General features: G+C 45.0%; 14 protein-coding genes. 3 read left to right on the plus strand and 11 right to left on the minus strand.

Annotated elements, in window-relative coordinates:
* Positions 1–86: 86 nt before the first annotated feature.
* Positions 87–461, minus strand: coding sequence for a PH domain-containing protein (locus Q4Q57_RS12050; RefSeq protein ID WP_106651556.1), 375 nt, complete (start codon positions 459–461; stop codon positions 87–89).
* Positions 462–659: 198 nt separating this feature from the next.
* Complete coding sequence (locus Q4Q57_RS12055; protein WP_106651557.1) at positions 660–2,576, minus strand: peptidase U32 family protein; 1,917 nt, start codon at positions 2,574–2,576, stop codon at positions 660–662.
* A 216-nt stretch (positions 2,577–2,792) separates the two neighbouring features.
* Here Q4Q57_RS12055 and rluA point away from each other — a divergent pair, with 216 nt between their 5' ends.
* The 3 genes from rluA (at position 2,793) to Q4Q57_RS12070 (ending at position 8,688) form a co-directional block, all read left to right on the plus strand.
* Positions 2,793–3,470, plus strand: coding sequence for a bifunctional tRNA pseudouridine(32) synthase/23S rRNA pseudouridine(746) synthase RluA (gene rluA / locus Q4Q57_RS12060; protein WP_012588501.1), 678 nt, complete (start codon positions 2,793–2,795; stop codon positions 3,468–3,470).
* 95 nt (positions 3,471–3,565) lie between these two features.
* Complete coding sequence (gene asnC / locus Q4Q57_RS12065) at positions 3,566–4,027, plus strand: transcriptional regulator AsnC (RefSeq protein ID WP_006080290.1); 462 nt, start codon at positions 3,566–3,568, stop codon at positions 4,025–4,027.
* 206 nt (positions 4,028–4,233) lie between these two features.
* The gene (locus Q4Q57_RS12070) at positions 4,234–8,688 is read left to right on the plus strand and encodes a rhombosortase-dependent M36 family metallopeptidase (RefSeq protein WP_311890957.1); all 4,455 of its coding nucleotides are present in this window, start codon (positions 4,234–4,236) and stop codon (positions 8,686–8,688) included.
* Positions 8,689–8,750: 62 nt separating this feature from the next.
* On the opposite strand, the gene Q4Q57_RS12075 is transcribed toward Q4Q57_RS12070, so the two are convergent.
* The 9 genes from Q4Q57_RS12075 to Q4Q57_RS12115 all read right to left on the minus strand — a co-directional run bounded on the left by Q4Q57_RS12075 (position 8,751) and on the right by Q4Q57_RS12115 (position 17,217).
* Positions 8,751–9,263: a hypothetical protein gene (locus Q4Q57_RS12075; RefSeq protein WP_311890958.1), complete on the minus strand. Its 513-nt coding sequence runs from the start codon at positions 9,261–9,263 to the stop codon at positions 8,751–8,753.
* 155 nt (positions 9,264–9,418) lie between these two features.
* Complete coding sequence (locus Q4Q57_RS12080) at positions 9,419–10,189, minus strand: ABC transporter permease (protein ID WP_006080287.1); 771 nt, start codon at positions 10,187–10,189, stop codon at positions 9,419–9,421.
* On the minus strand, positions 10,186–11,124 hold the full coding sequence (locus Q4Q57_RS12085) for an ABC transporter ATP-binding protein (RefSeq protein WP_311890959.1): 939 nt from the start codon (positions 11,122–11,124) through the stop codon (positions 10,186–10,188). Before Q4Q57_RS12085 ends, Q4Q57_RS12080 begins: the two co-directional genes overlap by 4 nt.
* 206 nt (positions 11,125–11,330) lie before the next feature.
* Positions 11,331–11,861: a hypoxanthine phosphoribosyltransferase gene (gene hpt, locus Q4Q57_RS12090; protein ID WP_011845844.1), complete on the minus strand. Its 531-nt coding sequence runs from the start codon at positions 11,859–11,861 to the stop codon at positions 11,331–11,333.
* A 7-nt stretch (positions 11,862–11,868) separates the two neighbouring features.
* Positions 11,869–12,528: a flavin prenyltransferase UbiX gene (locus tag Q4Q57_RS12095; RefSeq protein WP_006080284.1), complete on the minus strand. Its 660-nt coding sequence runs from the start codon at positions 12,526–12,528 to the stop codon at positions 11,869–11,871.
* A 1-nt stretch (position 12,529) separates the two neighbouring features.
* On the minus strand, positions 12,530–13,921 hold the full coding sequence (gene mpl, locus Q4Q57_RS12100; RefSeq protein ID WP_311890960.1) for a UDP-N-acetylmuramate:L-alanyl-gamma-D-glutamyl-meso-diaminopimelate ligase: 1,392 nt from the start codon (positions 13,919–13,921) through the stop codon (positions 12,530–12,532).
* Between the two features lie 447 nt (positions 13,922–14,368).
* Positions 14,369–15,007 carry a hypothetical protein gene (locus tag Q4Q57_RS12105; RefSeq protein WP_107949065.1) on the minus strand — a complete coding sequence of 213 codons (639 nt, stop codon included), beginning with the start codon at positions 15,005–15,007 and terminating at the stop codon, positions 14,369–14,371.
* A 169-nt stretch (positions 15,008–15,176) separates the two neighbouring features.
* The gene (locus Q4Q57_RS12110; protein ID WP_107949067.1) at positions 15,177–16,043 is read right to left on the minus strand and encodes a sterol desaturase family protein; all 867 of its coding nucleotides are present in this window, start codon (positions 16,041–16,043) and stop codon (positions 15,177–15,179) included.
* A 142-nt stretch (positions 16,044–16,185) separates the two neighbouring features.
* Positions 16,186–17,217: a DUF2804 domain-containing protein gene (locus tag Q4Q57_RS12115; protein ID WP_311890961.1), complete on the minus strand. Its 1,032-nt coding sequence runs from the start codon at positions 17,215–17,217 to the stop codon at positions 16,186–16,188.
* Positions 17,218–17,313 lie beyond the last annotated feature (96 nt).

Raw genomic sequence — 17,313 nt, forward strand, 5'->3', positions numbered from 1 at the left:
TTTAACTTGGCTTACCTTATTTGTCTTACTTACCTTAATCGCCAGCTCGATAGAAGTAATGGAAATCTAAGTAGTAACACTTAAAACTAAAGTGCAAAAGTGGCGATAGTCTTTTGAATACCAACGACATCCGTACCACGTTTAAGCTCTTTGACTAAAGGCTCACTCTGGCCTGAGATCCAGATTTTGAGCTCAGCATCTAAATCAAAATGGCCAGTGGTTTCCACTTCAAAATGGGTAATGGATTTATACGGTATGGAATGGTAGGTGACCTTCTTGCCAGTAAGCCCCTGCTTATCAATTAAGATCAAACGTTTATTGGTGAAAATAAACAAATCGCGGATCACTTTGTAGGCGAGTTTTAATTCTTCTTGAATGCCCATAATAGGCCTTAATTCTTCGGCTAATTCCTGTAAATCAACCTCAGCAGCATTACCGAGTAAACCGTCTAACAGTCCCATTTTAACATCCCTTATTATTGATATTATTTTCAATAAGATATCTGCTGATAACCGAATGTGCAATATTGGGCTTTGATGAAAATATGGGAGTAGCTATGGTGAGGGTAACATAGATATAGGTAGACAAATTAAGCGCGCGGATGCAGGCTGAATGAGTGTGAGGAGCATTACACTCTGCAATGCTCCAAATGACAGATGTTAAAGGTGTTTCTGGCCTCGCACTTGACGGTTTTCACCGACCACCATCATTTCGCATTTAGGACAGTCAAAGACCAGCTTGAGCACATCGTTACCGATTTCAAGCACCATAGGATCGGCCTTGATGCCTGGTACTTCCTTCGGACACAAATTAAAGTTAAAGCGCAGACAATGCTTAGTGATCATCAATGGCACGTCTTCGGTGACGCCATTTTTCTCATAGGTGTCTTGGATCTCAATTACGCCGTGGCGTTGATAAAAATCCTTGGCCTTTTCGTTGGCAACGTTGCCTAAGTAACTCAAATGCTTGACGGGATAGACTGCATCTTGATTATGCTTCCACGGCAGTGGACGCACATAGCCTTGCACACGAGCAGCCTCTAAGGCGGCCACACCATCACGGCGCAGACCATTGAGTACAGATGCAGGCAAGAACCAAGCTTGGGCCGTATCGATACTAATGCTACGGGCAACAAAGTCAGTACTGCCGAGCTTACCCAGCTGAGTACGGGTATTTTGTAGGGTCTTGTCGACATCTGTCGCAGGTGTCTTCTCGACCGTTAAATTCACTGTAGCGCTTAGGCCATAGATATCAGTCAAGGTCAGCGCCAGTCCGTCTTCGGTGTCGCTCAACCGTAAATCGACGCCGATAATCCGCTTAGACGATTCTTTCGATAACAGGGCTTCGAAGGCTTGGTTATGGTTACGGTACAAAGTCATGCCGACTTTTAAATCCTTTGGCACCTGCAAAATATGCAGCTTTAAGCCTTCGGCGCGGTTAACTCGCAGGCCTTGCAGCTTGTCATCGGATTGTTTAGCCATGGCAAAATTCGCAGGGAAAAACGCTAAGCCATCGCCGTTATTAAACTCATGGGTTGAGCTCACTTGGATAAAGTCTTTGCCTATGCTGACCACTTTACCGACTTCTTCACCGATATATTTTGGCGAGCGGAAATCTTTAATGCCTTGGCTACGTTCGTTAACAAAGTAATCTGTGCTGCCACGGTTAAAAGTCTTTTCAGGATCGGGGATAAAAGAATGTTCACAGCGGCCGTGGGACGAAGCCTTAAACTCAGGGCGACGCGCCATAATCGCATCCAGCTTTTGGCGATAATGCGCGGTGACATTTTTAACGTAACTTAAATCTTTTAAGCGACCTTCAATCTTAAACGAGCGAATGCCCGCATCGATGAGCGCTTCAAGGTTTTCGGTTTGGTTATTGTCTTTTAAAGACAATAAATGTTCATTCTGCGCTAACACATCGCCTTGACGGGTTTTAAGATTGCCCGGCAGACGGCACATTTGCGAGCATTCACCGCGGTTAGCACTGCGGTTACTAAAGGAATGACTCAAGTTACACAAACCACTGTAAGCCACACACAGAGCGCCGTGGATAAAGAATTCGAGCTGCATATTAGTATGCGCGGCCACATCACGGATTTGGCTCAAGCCTAATTCACGGGCGAGCACCACCTGTGAAAAACCAACTTGCTCTAAAAACGCCACTTTTTCTGGACTGCGGTTATCCATTTGAGTACTGGCATGCAGGGCAATCGGCGGCAAATTGAGTTGCAACACACCCATGTCCTGCACAATCAGCGCATCGGCACCGGCTTCGTACAATTGCCAAATGAGTTTTTCGGCGTCGGCCAGTTCGTTATCCATCAAAATGGTATTGAGGGCGACGAATACCTGAGCATGATATTGATGAGCATAAGTACACAGGCGCGCGATATCTTCAACACTGTTACCTGCCGTTGCCCGCGCACCGAATGCGGGCCCCCCTATGTATACCGCATCGGCACCATGGCGTATGGCTTCTATACCGTAGTCAGCATTTTTTGCAGGCGCCAATAACTCAAGGCGGTTATGGACGTGAGAAAGATTCTCGGGAGTGTATATCTCTGGCTGGCTCATGGCTTCAAAGGCTCAACAGGGTCGTTAACAAAAAAGAGCGTAATTATAGCAAGAACTCAAATCCAGCTCTATCAGCAAATCATCAACTAATGTGCTTTACTTCGATGCTTTAGTCATCTCAGAAAGGTTCATGCCACAGGCAATCTTTGGGCGTCGCACTTGCACCCTCAAGCCTAGCAGAGTATCTTTGCGGCGCATTGACGAATAGGCCTCATTATGACTGATTTTATTTACCAACCACCGACAACTCCTTGGCTCGATATTCTTTATCAAGATAAAGACATTATCGTCATAAACAAACCTTCGGGATTGTTGTCTGTGCCCGGTCGCTCCCCCGCCCATTACGACAGTGTCTATGCTCGGGTAAAAGCTGAACATCCCCATAGCCAAATCGTCCACCGCCTCGATATGGCGACCTCAGGCGTAATCGTTGTCGCCCTTATTCGTAGCGCCGAACGTGAATTAAAACGTCAGTTCCACGACAGAGAAACCAGCAAGACCTACTTTGCAAGGGTCGCTGGCCATGTTAAAAATGACACGGGTAGCGTTGATTATCCTCTGATCTGCGACTGGCCAAATCGCCCCAAACAGAAAGTCGATCATCTTGTGGGCAAACCGTCTTTAACTCACTACCAAGTAATAAGTCGTGCCAAACGCTCAACGCTGGTGAAACTCACGCCAATCACTGGCCGCTCACACCAATTACGGGTACATATGATGGCGCTCGGTCATCCGATCTTAGGCGATGGTTTTTACGCCGACCCATTAGCCAAATCCTTAGCCCCTCGCCTATTACTGCATGCGGCAGAACTCACCATCAAACATCCCTACACGGGTGTCAGTATGACTTTTAGCGCAGAAGTGCCTTTTTGTGAGCCTTTGGGCGAACAATGATCACTAAAATCAACTAAGACGGGCAAAATCGGTAGCAATTCCCCATAAAAAAACGTAACTTTATGACAATTCATTACGTTATAGAGAATTTATTTATGGATACCGCATTTCAGCGCGATCAACTCGATAATCATATCCTCGAAGCCTTAATGCAGGATGCCCGCACGCCCTTTGCTGAGCTAGCTAAACGCTTTAGCGTGAGCGCCGGCACTATCCATGTTCGGGTAGAAAAAATGAAGCAAGCGGGGATAATCACAGGCGCGCAGATCACAGTAAATCCTAAAGCCTTAGGTTATGACGTCTGCTGTTTTATCGGTATCAATCTTAAAAGTGCTGGTGATTATCCTGCCGCCATAGCCAAACTCAATGCACTCGAAGAAGTCGTCGAAGCCTATTACACCACAGGCAACTACAGTATTTTCGTAAAGGTAATGTGCCAATCCATCGATGGTTTACAGCATGTACTCATCAATCGCATTCAATCTATCGATGAAATCCAGTCAACAGAAACCTTAATCAGCCTACAAAATCCAATAGTCAGAGCGGTTAAGCCTTAAACAGGAAAAACAGTAAATTCACCATAAATAATGTGCCGACCCATAAAATGTGACACAGGTCTTTTTTCAACCAAAAGTGTTAACTGGGTGATAAAATTGTGTTACAACTTCATTGCTAAAATCAAAGATTGCAGCATAACTATAACAATCAAGCTGAATGCACGTTCCCTATAGTGCTGAAAGCATTAATTGACAAGGAAGAAGTTGTGAAGACAAAACTATCGATCGCCATATCAGCGGCGCTGCTTTCAGCTGCCGCCAATGCAGACAACAATACACTCCGTATCAACCAAATCTCAAATAACCTGACCAACAGTCAACAAACTCAGGCCGCTAACTCAGTCAGCGGTATGAAAGATCAGTATGATGTCCAAACTGGCACTGCGACTTTCCAATGGGCGAAATCTGGTCAAAGAACCCCAGATATGGGTGCATTAGATGCTAAGTACAAACTCGCATTTGCTGCAGATTTTTACCTCAATCAAGTCACCGGATTATCGACAAGTAAAAACACCAATTTGAAGCCAATATTAGCAAGCCTACACGATACTGGTCGTGGCGCTATGATTGCAAAATATCAACAAGAATATCAAGGAGTTGAGGTATTCAATAGCAGTTTCAATGTTTTAATGGATCGTGAATTTAATTTAGTTGCAACTTCTGGCAGCTTATCACCCACAAGCACTGCAAATGTCACTGAATTGAAAGGTATAAAAACAGATTTCAATGATCCCGAAAATGCAGTACAAGCAGCATCAAGAGCAATGGGCGTTGCCGATGTGAGCATCAGTGCGACGTCTAAGATTGGTAAATATCAGTCCTTTAATGTAGCCGCGTCTAATAGTTCAAAAATGCTTAAGGAGGAACCTAGAGCTAAACCGGTATTTTTTGAATTAAAGGGCTCACTTGTTCCTGCGCATTATGTCGAAATTGAAGTCGCCGACAATGAAAGTGTGGATTCTGAATTCTATTCTTTTGTCATTAGTGATGTAGATAACAAAGTTTTATTTAAACATAATCTTACCGCACAGGAAGCTGCATTCAATTACCGTATATACGCTGACGAACAAGGTATTCCATGGGATGGGCCTCATGGTAATGTTGTCCCAGCTGAGAGCAAAGACCAAGTCGATGCGACTGAATATTTAGATGCTCCTATGGTTACTATCACTTCAGGCCCTATCAGCACAATGGACCCTTGGTTAGCAGAAGATGCTACAACAACCTCTGGTAATAACGTATTTGCTTACGTGGACGCCCTTGCTCCAGATGGCTTTACCAACGGCGACTTTACAGCTGAGATCACCAGCGATAAAACCTTCGACTACAAATACAATACAACTCAAGCTGAAAGCTCAGTTAATAACCGTAAGGCATCGATCGTTAACTTGTTCTACATGAACAACTATCTACATGATTTGTTTTATGATCACGGTTTTGATGAAGCAGCGGGTAACGCTCAAGCTCAAAACTATGGTCGTGGCGGCGAAGAAGGTGATGCGATTAGGGCTGAAGTTCAAGACAACTCAGGCTTTAATAATGCCAACATGAGTACACCTGCTGATGGCCGATCACCTAGAATGCAAATGTATCTCTGGGATAGCAAAGATGCCGTGAACGGGGAAGACTATGGCGTTACAGTGACCTCTGATGCTGCTATCGGTTTGCTCGATTCAACACAACGCGCCAGCTTTGGACAAGGTCAATTTGAAATCAGTGGCGATGTGGTTCGTTTAGTTGACGGAGTAGCTCCTGTTAACGATGGTTGTAGTGCACCAACAAATACTGCTGAATTAGCTGGAAAAATTGCCATTATCGATCGTGGTGTCTGTGGATTTACCGTTAAAGCTAAGTTTGCTCAGCAAGCAGGTGCTATTGGTGTGCTTATTGCGAATAACTCTGGCACTGTAGAACCAGCACCTATGGGTGGCACCGATGATACAGTTAAAATCCCTAGTATTGGTTTATCAAAAAATGATGGCGCATTGATTTATGCGCAACTCGATGCGACTAAACCCGTCACAGTCACCATGTTCAATACTAAGCCATTTAAAGATAGCTCTTGGGATAATGCGATTGTTGCCCACGAATGGGGGCACTACATCAGTAACCGTTTAGTAGGTAACTCATCAGGTCTAATCAACCAACAAGGCCGTTCGATGGGCGAAGGCTGGGGAGATTTCCATGCATTGTTAGTGATTTCTGAAGAAAATGATGCACTGATCCCTGGCAACGAGTTATTCCAAAAACCTTATGCTGCAATTACTTATGTTGCATCCTTCTTTAACGGCATACGTAACTACCCTTATAGTACTGATATGGAAGTCAACCCACTAACCTTCGGTAATGTTGAACTTGGCAAAGGAACTGGAGCTGATGTCAATGGTAATGCTGAAGTCCATGATGCAGGTGAACCTTGGGCCGCAATGCTTTGGGACTGTTATGTTTCATTAATCAACGACGAACGTTATAGCTTTGCAGAAGCTCGAAGCATGATGATGAACTACCTCGTTGCCGCTTATAAGATGACACCAATTGCGCCAACTTATACCGAGGCTCGTGACGCCTTACTTGCCGCTGCCTACGCAAATGAACCGAAAGACTATGAGCTTTTCGTTAAAGCCTTTGCTCGTCGTGGTATGGGTCTTGGTGCTGTTTCACCCGCTCGCTACGATGCCAAACATCAAGGTGTTGTAGAATCTTATAAAGCTGAACTATCTAGTTTTGGGGTTAGCAATCACACAGTCAATGCCGATTACGAAGGCTTGACAGTAGGTTATTGCAGTAAAGATGGCATTCTTGATAAAGGTGAGACAGGAACGGTTAGCTTCACAATAACTAACCGAGGCAGCAAAACATTTGAAGGACTAGAAGGTAAGGTTGAGGTTACAAGTGGCCAAAATATTACCTTTGCAAATGATGGCAAAGTCACATTTGGTTCTCTTGACTTATTTGCGGAAGCGACGAGTATTCCTATTGAACTGACGCTCAATGAGGCTGCAACTGCAGATAGCGTAGTATTAAAACTGACGTTCCCATCGTTAGATGAAGGAACTGAGGCTGATGAGTATAGCTTTACGACTACAGTTAACATGGACTTCAAAGATAAAGCCCCTGTTAGCAATATGTCTATAAGTGATATGGAAAATCAGGCAGGGTTAGTCGATTTTAAAGAGCATGTCATCAGCGGTGGTGATATGGCCAAAGGCACTGCGAAACTTGAAAGCGATTATGTAGACTACTTCCCTGTTGACACTCAATACCTTCGTATCGCCAACAACGGTTTTGCTTCAGACGTTGCTTACGAGACTAAGCCTGTAACTGTTGGCTATGGTGGCGACTTTAAAATTAGCTGGTTCCAATACTTTGAAATTGAAGAAAACTATGATGGCGGTGTGGTAGAAATCAGTATCAATGGAGGCGATTGGGCGGATGTAACACAAGTTGGTGGCGTATTTGAAGGTGCTGGCTATACAGGTGTACTCGAAGATCTACTTCCTGGACGTCAAACCTTTACTGGCTTCATGGCGTTCCCAGGCGCGAATGAAACAGTGAACTTCGGTACTAAATTAAATGGTAACGAAGTTCGTTTCCGCTTCCGTATTGTTTCAGATACTAACTCGAATGAATTTGGTTGGATTGTCGATAACATTACCTTCTCAAATATTGTAACGAGTGTGTTTAATGAACAAACTGCGGGCGATCTCAATGCCTGTGATAACCGCGTACCTAATGTAGTTTTAGCTACAAGTGCATCAGAAGTAAAAGAAGGTGAGACTGTTAACATTAATGCAACAGCAATTGATGCTAACGCCAATGATGTCCTCACTTATACTTGGACACAAACCGCAGGAACGACTGCTACGCTGACAGGAGCCAATACCGCCTTCTTAAGTTTCAATGCACCAAGTGTTGAAGCCAATGAGGTTTTAGAGTTCATGCTAACAGTGAATGATGGTACAGCGGATGTTGTTAGCACTGTATCTATCAAAGTAAATGATAATAATCGTCCAAGCGTCACTTTGACTCCTAGCGCTACAGAAGTTAAAGAGGGTGGCTCAATGAGTATCAATGCAACAGCAGTTGATGCAGATACTAGTGATACACTTACTTACTCTTGGGCTCAAACCTCAGGTACTGCAGCGACACTGACAGGTGAAACCACTGCATCATTAAGTGTAACCGCACCACTGTTGGATTCCTCTGAGGTATTAGAATTTACACTAACCGTGAATGATGGTACTGACGATGTTGTAAGTACGGTGTCAATCACCGTAAACAATAATAGTCTTCCAACCGTTAATTTAACCCCTAGTGCAACCGAAGTTAAAGAAGGTGAAGCAGTTAGCATAAACGCTGTAGCAGTTGATGCTGACTCCAGTGATGTACTTACTTACTCTTGGGCTCAAACGTCAGGAAATACAGTAACATTAACCGGTGCAAATTCGGCTTCGTTGAGCTTCACGGCACCGCAAGTCAGTGCAACTGAAACACTCACGTTTGCCTTGACAGTAAATGATGGAATGGACGACGTGGTAAGTACCGTGTCAATAAAAGTAAATGACATTCCAGTCGAAACACCGAGTAAATCTTCTGGTGGTAGTTTAGGTTGGCTATCATTCATCTTGTTACCTTTGGCTGCACTACGCCGCCGTAAATAATAAGATAACCAAAATTTAAAAGCCGCAATTTGCGGCTTTTTTATTATCTGCGACCTAACTCTCTAAATAGTGGGGACTTTATCCATTGGACTATAATCAACTTCCAGCTCAACCTGACCAAACTCCTGTAGATGCTTAAGCACATCAAGCAATAAAATACGGCTATCGAGTGGGATCAGTCGATAGGTATTATCAGCAATGTTATCAATGCTAAAGCCTGAGGAGAAGGTTGATAATGGCAACTGAGTAACAAGTACCAACGAGCCTTTTATCTTTCCAAATACAGACATTTGGGTATCGTAAACCACAGTTCCTTTGACTAACTGTTCTGTTAAGACAGTAAACTGACGGCCATTAAATTGATAACGATACAATTTATTTTTCTCTGTAGATGAATTAGCACCTTTGGGTGCTGAAGCTACTTTTTGCTGTAGATTTAACGCAAGATCTTGTGCGGGTGAAGCTGCAACCTTAGCACTGTTATCTGAAAGGTTGTCAGTGGCTACCGTTTCATTTTTTGCATTATTACAGCCAAATAAACAACTCACAACGAGTATGTATAAAGTATTTCTCATACTTTTATCCTTAAAAATGACGAGCCGAGTTATAGATTTACCTTAACAAGTTCCTATAACAAATGAAGCAAAATAATGCCTAAACCAAAATTTACGTATAAAAAAGGGCATAACAATTTATGCCCTTCAAAATCTCAACCTTGATTTTTAAGCAGTTACGAACGTAACCCTATTCCGCGCGAGACTAAGTAATACGCTAAGGTCCACAGGGCGACACAGAAACCGATCATAATGGCAATGGATAGTGGCACGCTGATGTCGGCGAAGCCTAAAAAGCCATAGCGGAACACGTTGATCATATAGACCACAGGGTTGAGTGCCGACACGCCTTGCCAGAAAGGGGGCAAGAGTGACAGGGAGTAAAATACGCCGCCAAGGTAAGTTAATGGGGTAAGCACAAAGGTGGGGATGATACTAATGTCGTCGAAGCTTTTAGCAAAAACAGCGTTAATTAAGCCACCCAATGAAAATAACACTGAAGTTAAAAACACTGTCATCACCACTAAACCTGCATGATGTAAGCTAATGTCGACAAAGAACATGGCCACTAACGTCACTATCAGGCCAACACACAAACCGCGCGCCACGCCGCCACCTACGTAGCCAGCAATCAGCACATAATGGGGCACTGGTGCCACCATCAACTCTTCTAAATTACGTTGAAACTTGGCACTGTAAAATGAGCTAGCGACATTCGAGTAAGAGTTAGTGATCACCGACATCATGATCAAACCAGGGGCGATAAACTCCATATAAGATACGCCGCCCATTTCTCCAATCCGGCTGCCGACTAAGTTACCAAAAATCAAAAAATACAAGGTCATGGTAATCGCTGGCGGGACTAAGGTCTGGATCCAAATTCGCGTAAAACGATTGATTTCTTTGCTTAAGATGCTTTTAAAGGCGATAAAGTAGAGCTGGTTCATGCAGAGACTCCCTGAGTTTTCTTCACGAGTTCGACGAAGAGTTCTTCTAAGCGATTAGACTTGTTGCGCATCGATAGCACTTCTATATTGGCCGCACTTAATTGGCTAAAGACATCGTTGAGATTATGCTCTTTCACCACATCCACCTCTAAAGTATGAGGGTCGGTTAAGCGGCAAGTCATGCCATCGAGTACGGGTGCAGTAGCTGTATCCCTACGCAAATCAAGAATAAACGTCTCCATATTCAGCTTACTCAGTAGCGCCTTCATGCTAGTGCATTCCACTAAAATACCTTTATCAATAATGCCGATATTACGGCAAAGCATTTCCGCTTCTTCGAGGTAATGGGTCGTTAGGATGATCGTCACGCCCTGCTGATTAATTTGTTTGAGAAACTCCCACATAGAGCGGCGTAGTTCAATATCCACACCTGCGGTAGGTTCATCTAAAATCAATAATTTAGGTTCGTGCATCAGGGCGCGAGCAATCATTAACCGTCGCTTCATGCCACCAGATAATTCCCGCGAAGGGCTATTGCGCTTTTCCCACAAATCCAGTTGGCTTAAATATTTTTTGGCACGCTCAAGGGCAACCGGTTTTGGCACACCATAGTAACCCGCTTGATTCACCACGATTTGCAGCACAGTTTCAAACTGGTTGAAGTTAAACTCTTGCGGCACTAAACCAATGCAGAGCTTGGCGTGTTCTAGCTGCTTATCAATATCATAATCAAAGACTTTGACCGAACCTGAACTCTTCTGCACTAAGGAGCTGATAATACCAATCGTGGTGGATTTACCCGCACCATTGGGGCCGAGCAAGGCAAAGAAATCCCCTTGATTGACGGTGAGGCTGATGCCTTTGACCGCTTCGACACCGCCTTTATAGGTTTTTTTAAGCCCTTCGAGTACCAGAGCATGGGTAATATTCGCCATATTTGTACCGATCCTTACACATTAGGAAGTAATAAGATGGTGCTAAAAAACACAATTACAATGATGGGTTGCAGAACTAAAGCAAAAAATTAGCTAATCAATTGAAAAACCAATCTTTAATGGTTCAATTATTTATACTATTTTTTATATAACCGTAAAAAGCAAAACTCCCGCCTGTTGCGGGAGTTTTAAACGATATCGGACACTTAATCGAGTGGCACGACTTTCGCGATGTAAGGCAGATTGCGATATTGCTCTGCATAATCAATACCATAACCCACGATAAACTCATCAGGGATAGTGAAACCGATAAAATCGACCTTCACATCCACTTCACGACGTTCAGGTTTATCCAGCAGGGTGCACAGTGCAAGGCTCTTAGGCTCGCGCAGTAACAGCATCTCGCGCACTTTGCTTAAGGTGTTACCTGAGTCAATCAAGTCTTCCACAATCAATACATCGCGACCGGCGATATCTGATTGCACATCTTTCAGCACTTTCACATCCCGTGAGCTGGTCATAGCATTGCCATAACTGGAAACCGACATAAAATCGATTTCAACATGGCCTTTAATTCGGCGACACAGGTCAGCCATAAAGACCACTGAGCCTTTTAACAAGCCTACCATCAGCAGACGTTCGCTGTGGGCATAATGGGCATTGATTAGCTCGGCCATTTGATCCAATTTCTGGCTTATCTCTTCCGCAGAGATCATCACTTCGGTGGTGTGTTTCATATAAGTCTCAATTGTCGAGGTCGCGGTTAGACTGTTTGTCATAACCCCAGCGACTCGTTAATGCATGGTCAACGCCCAAATGATCGAGAATTCGAGCGACCATAAAGTCTACCAGATCTTCAACCGATTTGGGATTGTGATAAAAACCGGGGGCGGCGGGCATAATGGTCGCGCCGAGGCGAGAAAGGCTCAACATATGCTCTAAGTGTATGGCACTAAAAGGAGTTTCCCTCGGCACTAGGATAAGTTGGCCGCGCTCTTTAATCACCACATCGGCGGCGCGTTCGAGTAAATTATTACTCATTCCGGTAGCCACAGCCGCTAACGTCCCCGTCGAGCAAGGGCAAATCACCATCTGTTTAGGTGCGGCGCTGCCCGATGCGGGCGGTGAAAACCACTCATCTTTGCCTAACACCACTAACTCGCCAGTGATAATCACGCCTTTTTCGTGCAGCAAAGCCAACAGCTGGGCATGGGCTTTGTCGCTGTTGGCGCTTAACTGCAAACCGTGTTCAGTCGCTAATACTACCCGAGCGGCACTGGAGATCATCAAAAACACTTGATAACCCGATACCAATAGACACTCGAGTAACTTAAGCCCATAAGGTGCACCCGAGGCACCTGTCCAAGCTAAGCTAATCGCCTTTGTCGACTTTGTGTAGCTCATCTTAAACCTGCTCTACAGTTGAACGCAGCTCTAATGCGGCCAGCAGCTTCTTATGTAAACCGCCAAAACCGCCGTTACTCATCACCACTATGGTGTCGCCCGCTTTGGCCGTTGCCGTTACTTTGGCGACCACATCATCAATTTGATGTAACACAGTCACAGGTATCACCGCCGCTTCCATGGCTTCTTTCATATTCCAGTCGATGGTATCGGCTTGATATAAAAAGGCTTCGTCGGCTTGCATCATAGAAAAAGCTAAAGTGTCTTTATGGACACCGCTCTTCATGGTATTTGAGCGCGGCTCGAGTACCACAGTAATCTTGCTCTGGCCGACCTTAGCCCGCATGCCTTTTAACGTGGTCGCAATGGCCGTTGGATGGTGGGCAAAGTCATCGTAAACGCTCACGCCGTTAACGATTCCGAGTAATTCGAGTCGACGTTTAGGTGGCATAAACTTAGCTAAGGCTTCAATTGCAGCGCTCGGCTTAACGCCCACGTGACGCGCGGCTGCAATGGCCATCATGGCATTTTCAATATTGTGCTGACCAATCAAATCCCATTCGAGAATGCCTTGGGACTTGCCATCAAAAAACACTTCAAAGCGATGGCAATCATCACTTAAGGCTTTGCCATACCAACCGCTGGTCGATTCGGCTAAATGATAGGTTTCTTGCTCGCTCCAGCACCCCATATCAATCGTCTGCTTAACAGCATGGGAATCGGCGGGCCAAACGATCTTTCCTTCGCCAGGTACAGTGCGAACTAAATGATTAAACTGTTTTTGAATCGCAGCCAGATCGGCAAAAATATCGGCATGATCGAACTCAAGATTGTTGATCACTAAGGTACGTGGATGATAATGCACGAATTTCGAACGTTTATCGAAGAAGGCACTGTCGTATTCATCGGCCTCAACCACAAAAAAAGCCGTCTTGCCTAAACGCGCCGACACACCAAAGTTTTGCGGTACGCCACCGATTAAGAACCCTGGCTCATAACCGCAATCCTCTAAAATCCAAGCTAACATACTAGAAGTCGAGGTTTTACCGTGAGTACCAGACACTGCCAGTACCCAACGCTCAGGCAAAATATGATCGGCTAAAAACTGCGGGCCAGAGGTATAAGGGATGCCAATGTTCAACACGGCTTCCACGCAAGGATTACCACGGCTCATGGCATTACCAATGACAACTAAGTCAGGATAATGCCCTGCTTCACCCAGCTGGCTGGGATCAAAACCTTGAATAAGCTCAATGCCTTGGTCCTCTAGTTGCGTGCTCATTGGAGGATAGACATTGGCATCCGAGCCCGTCACTCTGTGCCCTTTTGCCCTAGCCAATAACGCTAGACCACCCATGAAGGTTCCACAAATTCCTAAAATATGTACGTGCATACCGCTCGCTCTGATGTGTTGAATTCAATGCCATTCTAATCCATCGGGCGACAGATTGGCAGGTAACAATCGGGGAAAAGCACTGCAATCGCAAATGACAGTTTTTAAATCCGTGGATTTCACATTCGAGTTGCAGAACTGAGATTTCTAGATAACAGGTAAACTAACACAAGGCCGAAAACTGTTGCAATGCAGGGTACTATACCCAAACAACCTGAAGATGCAGGATTCAGCGGGAGTTTAACGCACTTTAGGCAAGGCGGTTATTTGCAGACCTAGCGGGCTAAGTTAAAAATAACCAACGCAGCATAAAGTGCGTTAAAACCCGCCGGGACGGAGCGCCTAGGGTGCTTCACTTCCGTGTTGCATCAATTCAAAAGGTGGCCGACATTCTGTCATTGATGCGCCTTGAATTGAAGCAGCCTAGGCGCTCTGAAACTCGTATCTTCAGGTTGCTTGGGTATAGCGTAAGTCTCGATAGAGTTGAGCATGCTGAGAGCGGTGACGACTAAATAAGAATTGACGTAACGCTTCACGTTCTTCGGTTTCGGCCTGAAACTTAACAAAGGCCAAACCTTTCTCACTACGGATAGGCTCAATATCGATACGTAAAGTCTCGCCATTAGGCAATTGTAATTGCAGCTCTTTACTGCCTAGCAATTGCTTAAATTGCTGCTGTGATTTAGCGCGAATAGCCATACCAGAACTGGATAACGAGACAACAGACCATTGCTCACCTTGGTCGTGGTCGAATATCCACACGTCATCGGCTTGGGTTAACCGCCAACTGCGTTCCACTCCCGAGGCATCGAGCACTTCAGGCACACCTAAAGTAGGTTGAAACTGTCCAAAGTCATCCACTTTCATCAGTAGCGGAAACCAGAGTTTATAGGGCCCGACTTCGGCCAATAACGTGAGTTTTGCCTTACCCAAAATCGAAGCGATAACTTGCGGCACTTCAGTTGTGACTGTGAGTACATGATTGACTAGGGGATCGTTGGTCAAGGCAGTGCCCACACGAGTCGGCGAAAAAAGTTCACTAAAACAAGCAAGCTCCTCCGCGGATAATCGAGGTTCATCCATCATGATAAGTCCTCCCAAGTTAAATGCCTTCCCCCAAAAAGTACCACCAAAGTATGATGTTGTACATTTTTACACCAAAATACTGGCAAAAAAGGGAATATAGGCTAGCAAGGCTAAATTCAAGAGGCTATTAGCCATTTGCGCTATTTAACTTGGAAAATACAGTGGATTGTTATTCCTCACTTTTTAAACTGCTGTTAGGCGGAGCAAACAAGATACGTAAGCGTTGTTTAACACTCAAGCCTGCCGCGGTAACCTCAGCAAACATGTCTCGCCATTCGCTAAACGTCACTTTAAGGGGATTAAAACTATTCACAGGCTTAGTGATACCGTAGATCACTGTCTCCACTTCGGGCTCAAAAGTACCAAACAGCTTGTCCCAAATAATCAACACACCCGCATAGTTTTTATCGATATATTGGGGATTGCGACCGTGGTGCACCCTGTGATGCGATGGAGTATTAAAGACCCATTCCAGCGGTCCGAGTGATTTAACCGCTTGGGTATGCACAAAAAATTGTAATCCCAGATTGAGTAATACCACAAACACCACCCAGTTTGGATCGAAACCTATGACCACCAGCGGTAACCAAAATACCCACATTCCCGCCAATGGATACATTAAACTCTGACGAAAAGCCGTACTAAAATTCATATTCTCAGAGCTATGGTGCACCACGTGAGCCGCCCACATCCAGCGCACTCTGTGGCTCGCCCTGTGGAACCAGTAATAACAAAAGTCCTGCGCAACCATCAAGGCAATAAAGCTTAATGGGCCCATTTCAATATCGAATAACTTCCAACCAAACACCGCTAGATACAGCTTAGCGATCAACAAGCCAGTGAGCAGATCAGCGCCTTGATGCATGGCCGCGAGGCTGAAATTACACAGCACTTCTTGGCCGCGATAACGTGCACTCAAAGGTAGTTTTTGTCTTTTATCGCCAAAATACCATTCCAGTAAAATACACACGAAAAACAACGGCGCGAGTACGAGCAGTAACACTTCGGGGTGCTGGATCAGCGAGGCGATATCCATATAAGGTCGTCCTGTTTTCTTGTTGTTTTATGATTATTTTTAGTGTTTTTATATCAATTCTGAGCGAGTGTTATAAACCGCATTAAACGCCACAACACAGGCAACAGTGGTCGGTTAGTCGCGTTTGACAACCCGCATTTGGTTACCAGCGGGCATAATGATCTTCGGCGAGTCCCAGCACATTATTCAATTGGTAACTGCGCCCTTGATTATCGGTAATCGTGCCGCTGAAATGACCGATGAATTGACGAAAATTACTCTTAAGCAAGAGCAAATTACGCTTTTCACTGCGGCAATTGCGCGCCGCAAACTGCAAATCCACTTGACCATTTTGACTGTAAACTCGCCAAACCTCGGCGCCGAGCGTGGCGTGTCGATCAAACTCAAACTGCACTGGTCCGAGTAAATGACGCTCGCCATTAATCCAAAAGACATTTTCAGTAGCGCCGGTTTCATTGACACCCGCCGCTAAATTAAGCCCCATTATGCCCTCATGGATCCGCGCGTTGATCGACGCCCAGCGCCAACTCGTATCGCGGCGCATGTAACCCGCCGAAAAGTCATAGCCAGCTAAAGCGTGATTCAGCGGCTGCGGTTCATGGTCTACAGTCAAACTACCTTTAACCGTCAAACCATTATGCTTTTGTGTGTAAGTCCAGCCGTTGTATCCAGTAGGACTACACATGGCCATAGGCAAACTTAAGGGAGCTGAGTGCAAAGTCACATCGGCTTGAATGTTTTTAGTATCAATCATTAACCGCCAACCGCCCTCTACGATCTCAAAACTTAACTGCGCTCCTTTACGGCCAATACGACTTTTACCCTCAGCGGGTGATGGTGTCATCTGATAGCCAAACCTCAAAGGTTTTAGCCAATCAAGCTGGGTGAGAGTGTTGGTTTTTATGTCGTATAAATAACAAAACGCACTGCCGACGTAAGCAATATCGGCAAGTGCGATACCAAGGACATAACGCGGTGTGACCAAAGAGACAAACTGAAATTGTTTATAATCGAAATGCTTGGCCCACGCTGAAGCGGGTTTATCCATAGTATCGAAGTAGGCAAAGTCCACTAAACCTAAGGTTTTAACTATGCCATCAAAATGGCCGAAATGGGGTAAGCCCTTGGGATTGATCAGGCTATCTGGGGCGATTTGCGTTGCTATCGTTAACATGACTAAGCCTTACAGAAAGGACGCGGGAGCATTTGTGCTCTCTCATTCTAAACATCGAATTTTTACTCTAACCTGTCCCCCTTTGCATTAAAAGAG

Origin of the sequence: Shewanella sp. SP2S2-6 (genome assembly GCF_031931965.1) — a bacterium.
In the GTDB taxonomy this organism is placed as follows: Bacteria; Pseudomonadota; Gammaproteobacteria; order Enterobacterales; family Shewanellaceae; genus Shewanella; species Shewanella baltica.

Coding starts and splice junctions, on each gene's coding strand:
- Q4Q57_RS12080 (WP_006080287.1), bottom strand. CDS start 10,189: ATGAACCAGCTCTACTTTATCGCCTTTAAAAGCATCTTAAGCAAAGAA.
- Q4Q57_RS12115 (WP_311890961.1), bottom strand. CDS start 17,217: ATGTTAACGATAGCAACGCAAATCGCCCCAGATAGCCTGATCAATCCC.
- Q4Q57_RS12110 (WP_107949067.1), bottom strand. CDS start 16,043: ATGGATATCGCCTCGCTGATCCAGCACCCCGAAGTGTTACTGCTCGTA.
- hpt (WP_011845844.1), bottom strand. CDS start 11,861: ATGAAACACACCACCGAAGTGATGATCTCTGCGGAAGAGATAAGCCAG.
- Q4Q57_RS12105 (WP_107949065.1), bottom strand. CDS start 15,007: ATGATGGATGAACCTCGATTATCCGCGGAGGAGCTTGCTTGTTTTAGT.
- Q4Q57_RS12050 (WP_106651556.1), bottom strand. CDS start 461: ATGGGACTGTTAGACGGTTTACTCGGTAATGCTGCTGAGGTTGATTTA.
- Q4Q57_RS12085 (WP_311890959.1), bottom strand. CDS start 11,124: ATGGCGAATATTACCCATGCTCTGGTACTCGAAGGGCTTAAAAAAACC.
- Q4Q57_RS12055 (WP_106651557.1), bottom strand. CDS start 2,576: ATGAGCCAGCCAGAGATATACACTCCCGAGAATCTTTCTCACGTCCAT.
- mpl (WP_311890960.1), bottom strand. CDS start 13,921: ATGCACGTACATATTTTAGGAATTTGTGGAACCTTCATGGGTGGTCTA.
- rluA (WP_012588501.1), top strand. CDS start 2,793: ATGACTGATTTTATTTACCAACCACCGACAACTCCTTGGCTCGATATT.
- Q4Q57_RS12075 (WP_311890958.1), bottom strand. CDS start 9,263: ATGAGAAATACTTTATACATACTCGTTGTGAGTTGTTTATTTGGCTGT.
- asnC (WP_006080290.1), top strand. CDS start 3,566: ATGGATACCGCATTTCAGCGCGATCAACTCGATAATCATATCCTCGAA.
- Q4Q57_RS12095 (WP_006080284.1), bottom strand. CDS start 12,528: ATGAGCTACACAAAGTCGACAAAGGCGATTAGCTTAGCTTGGACAGGT.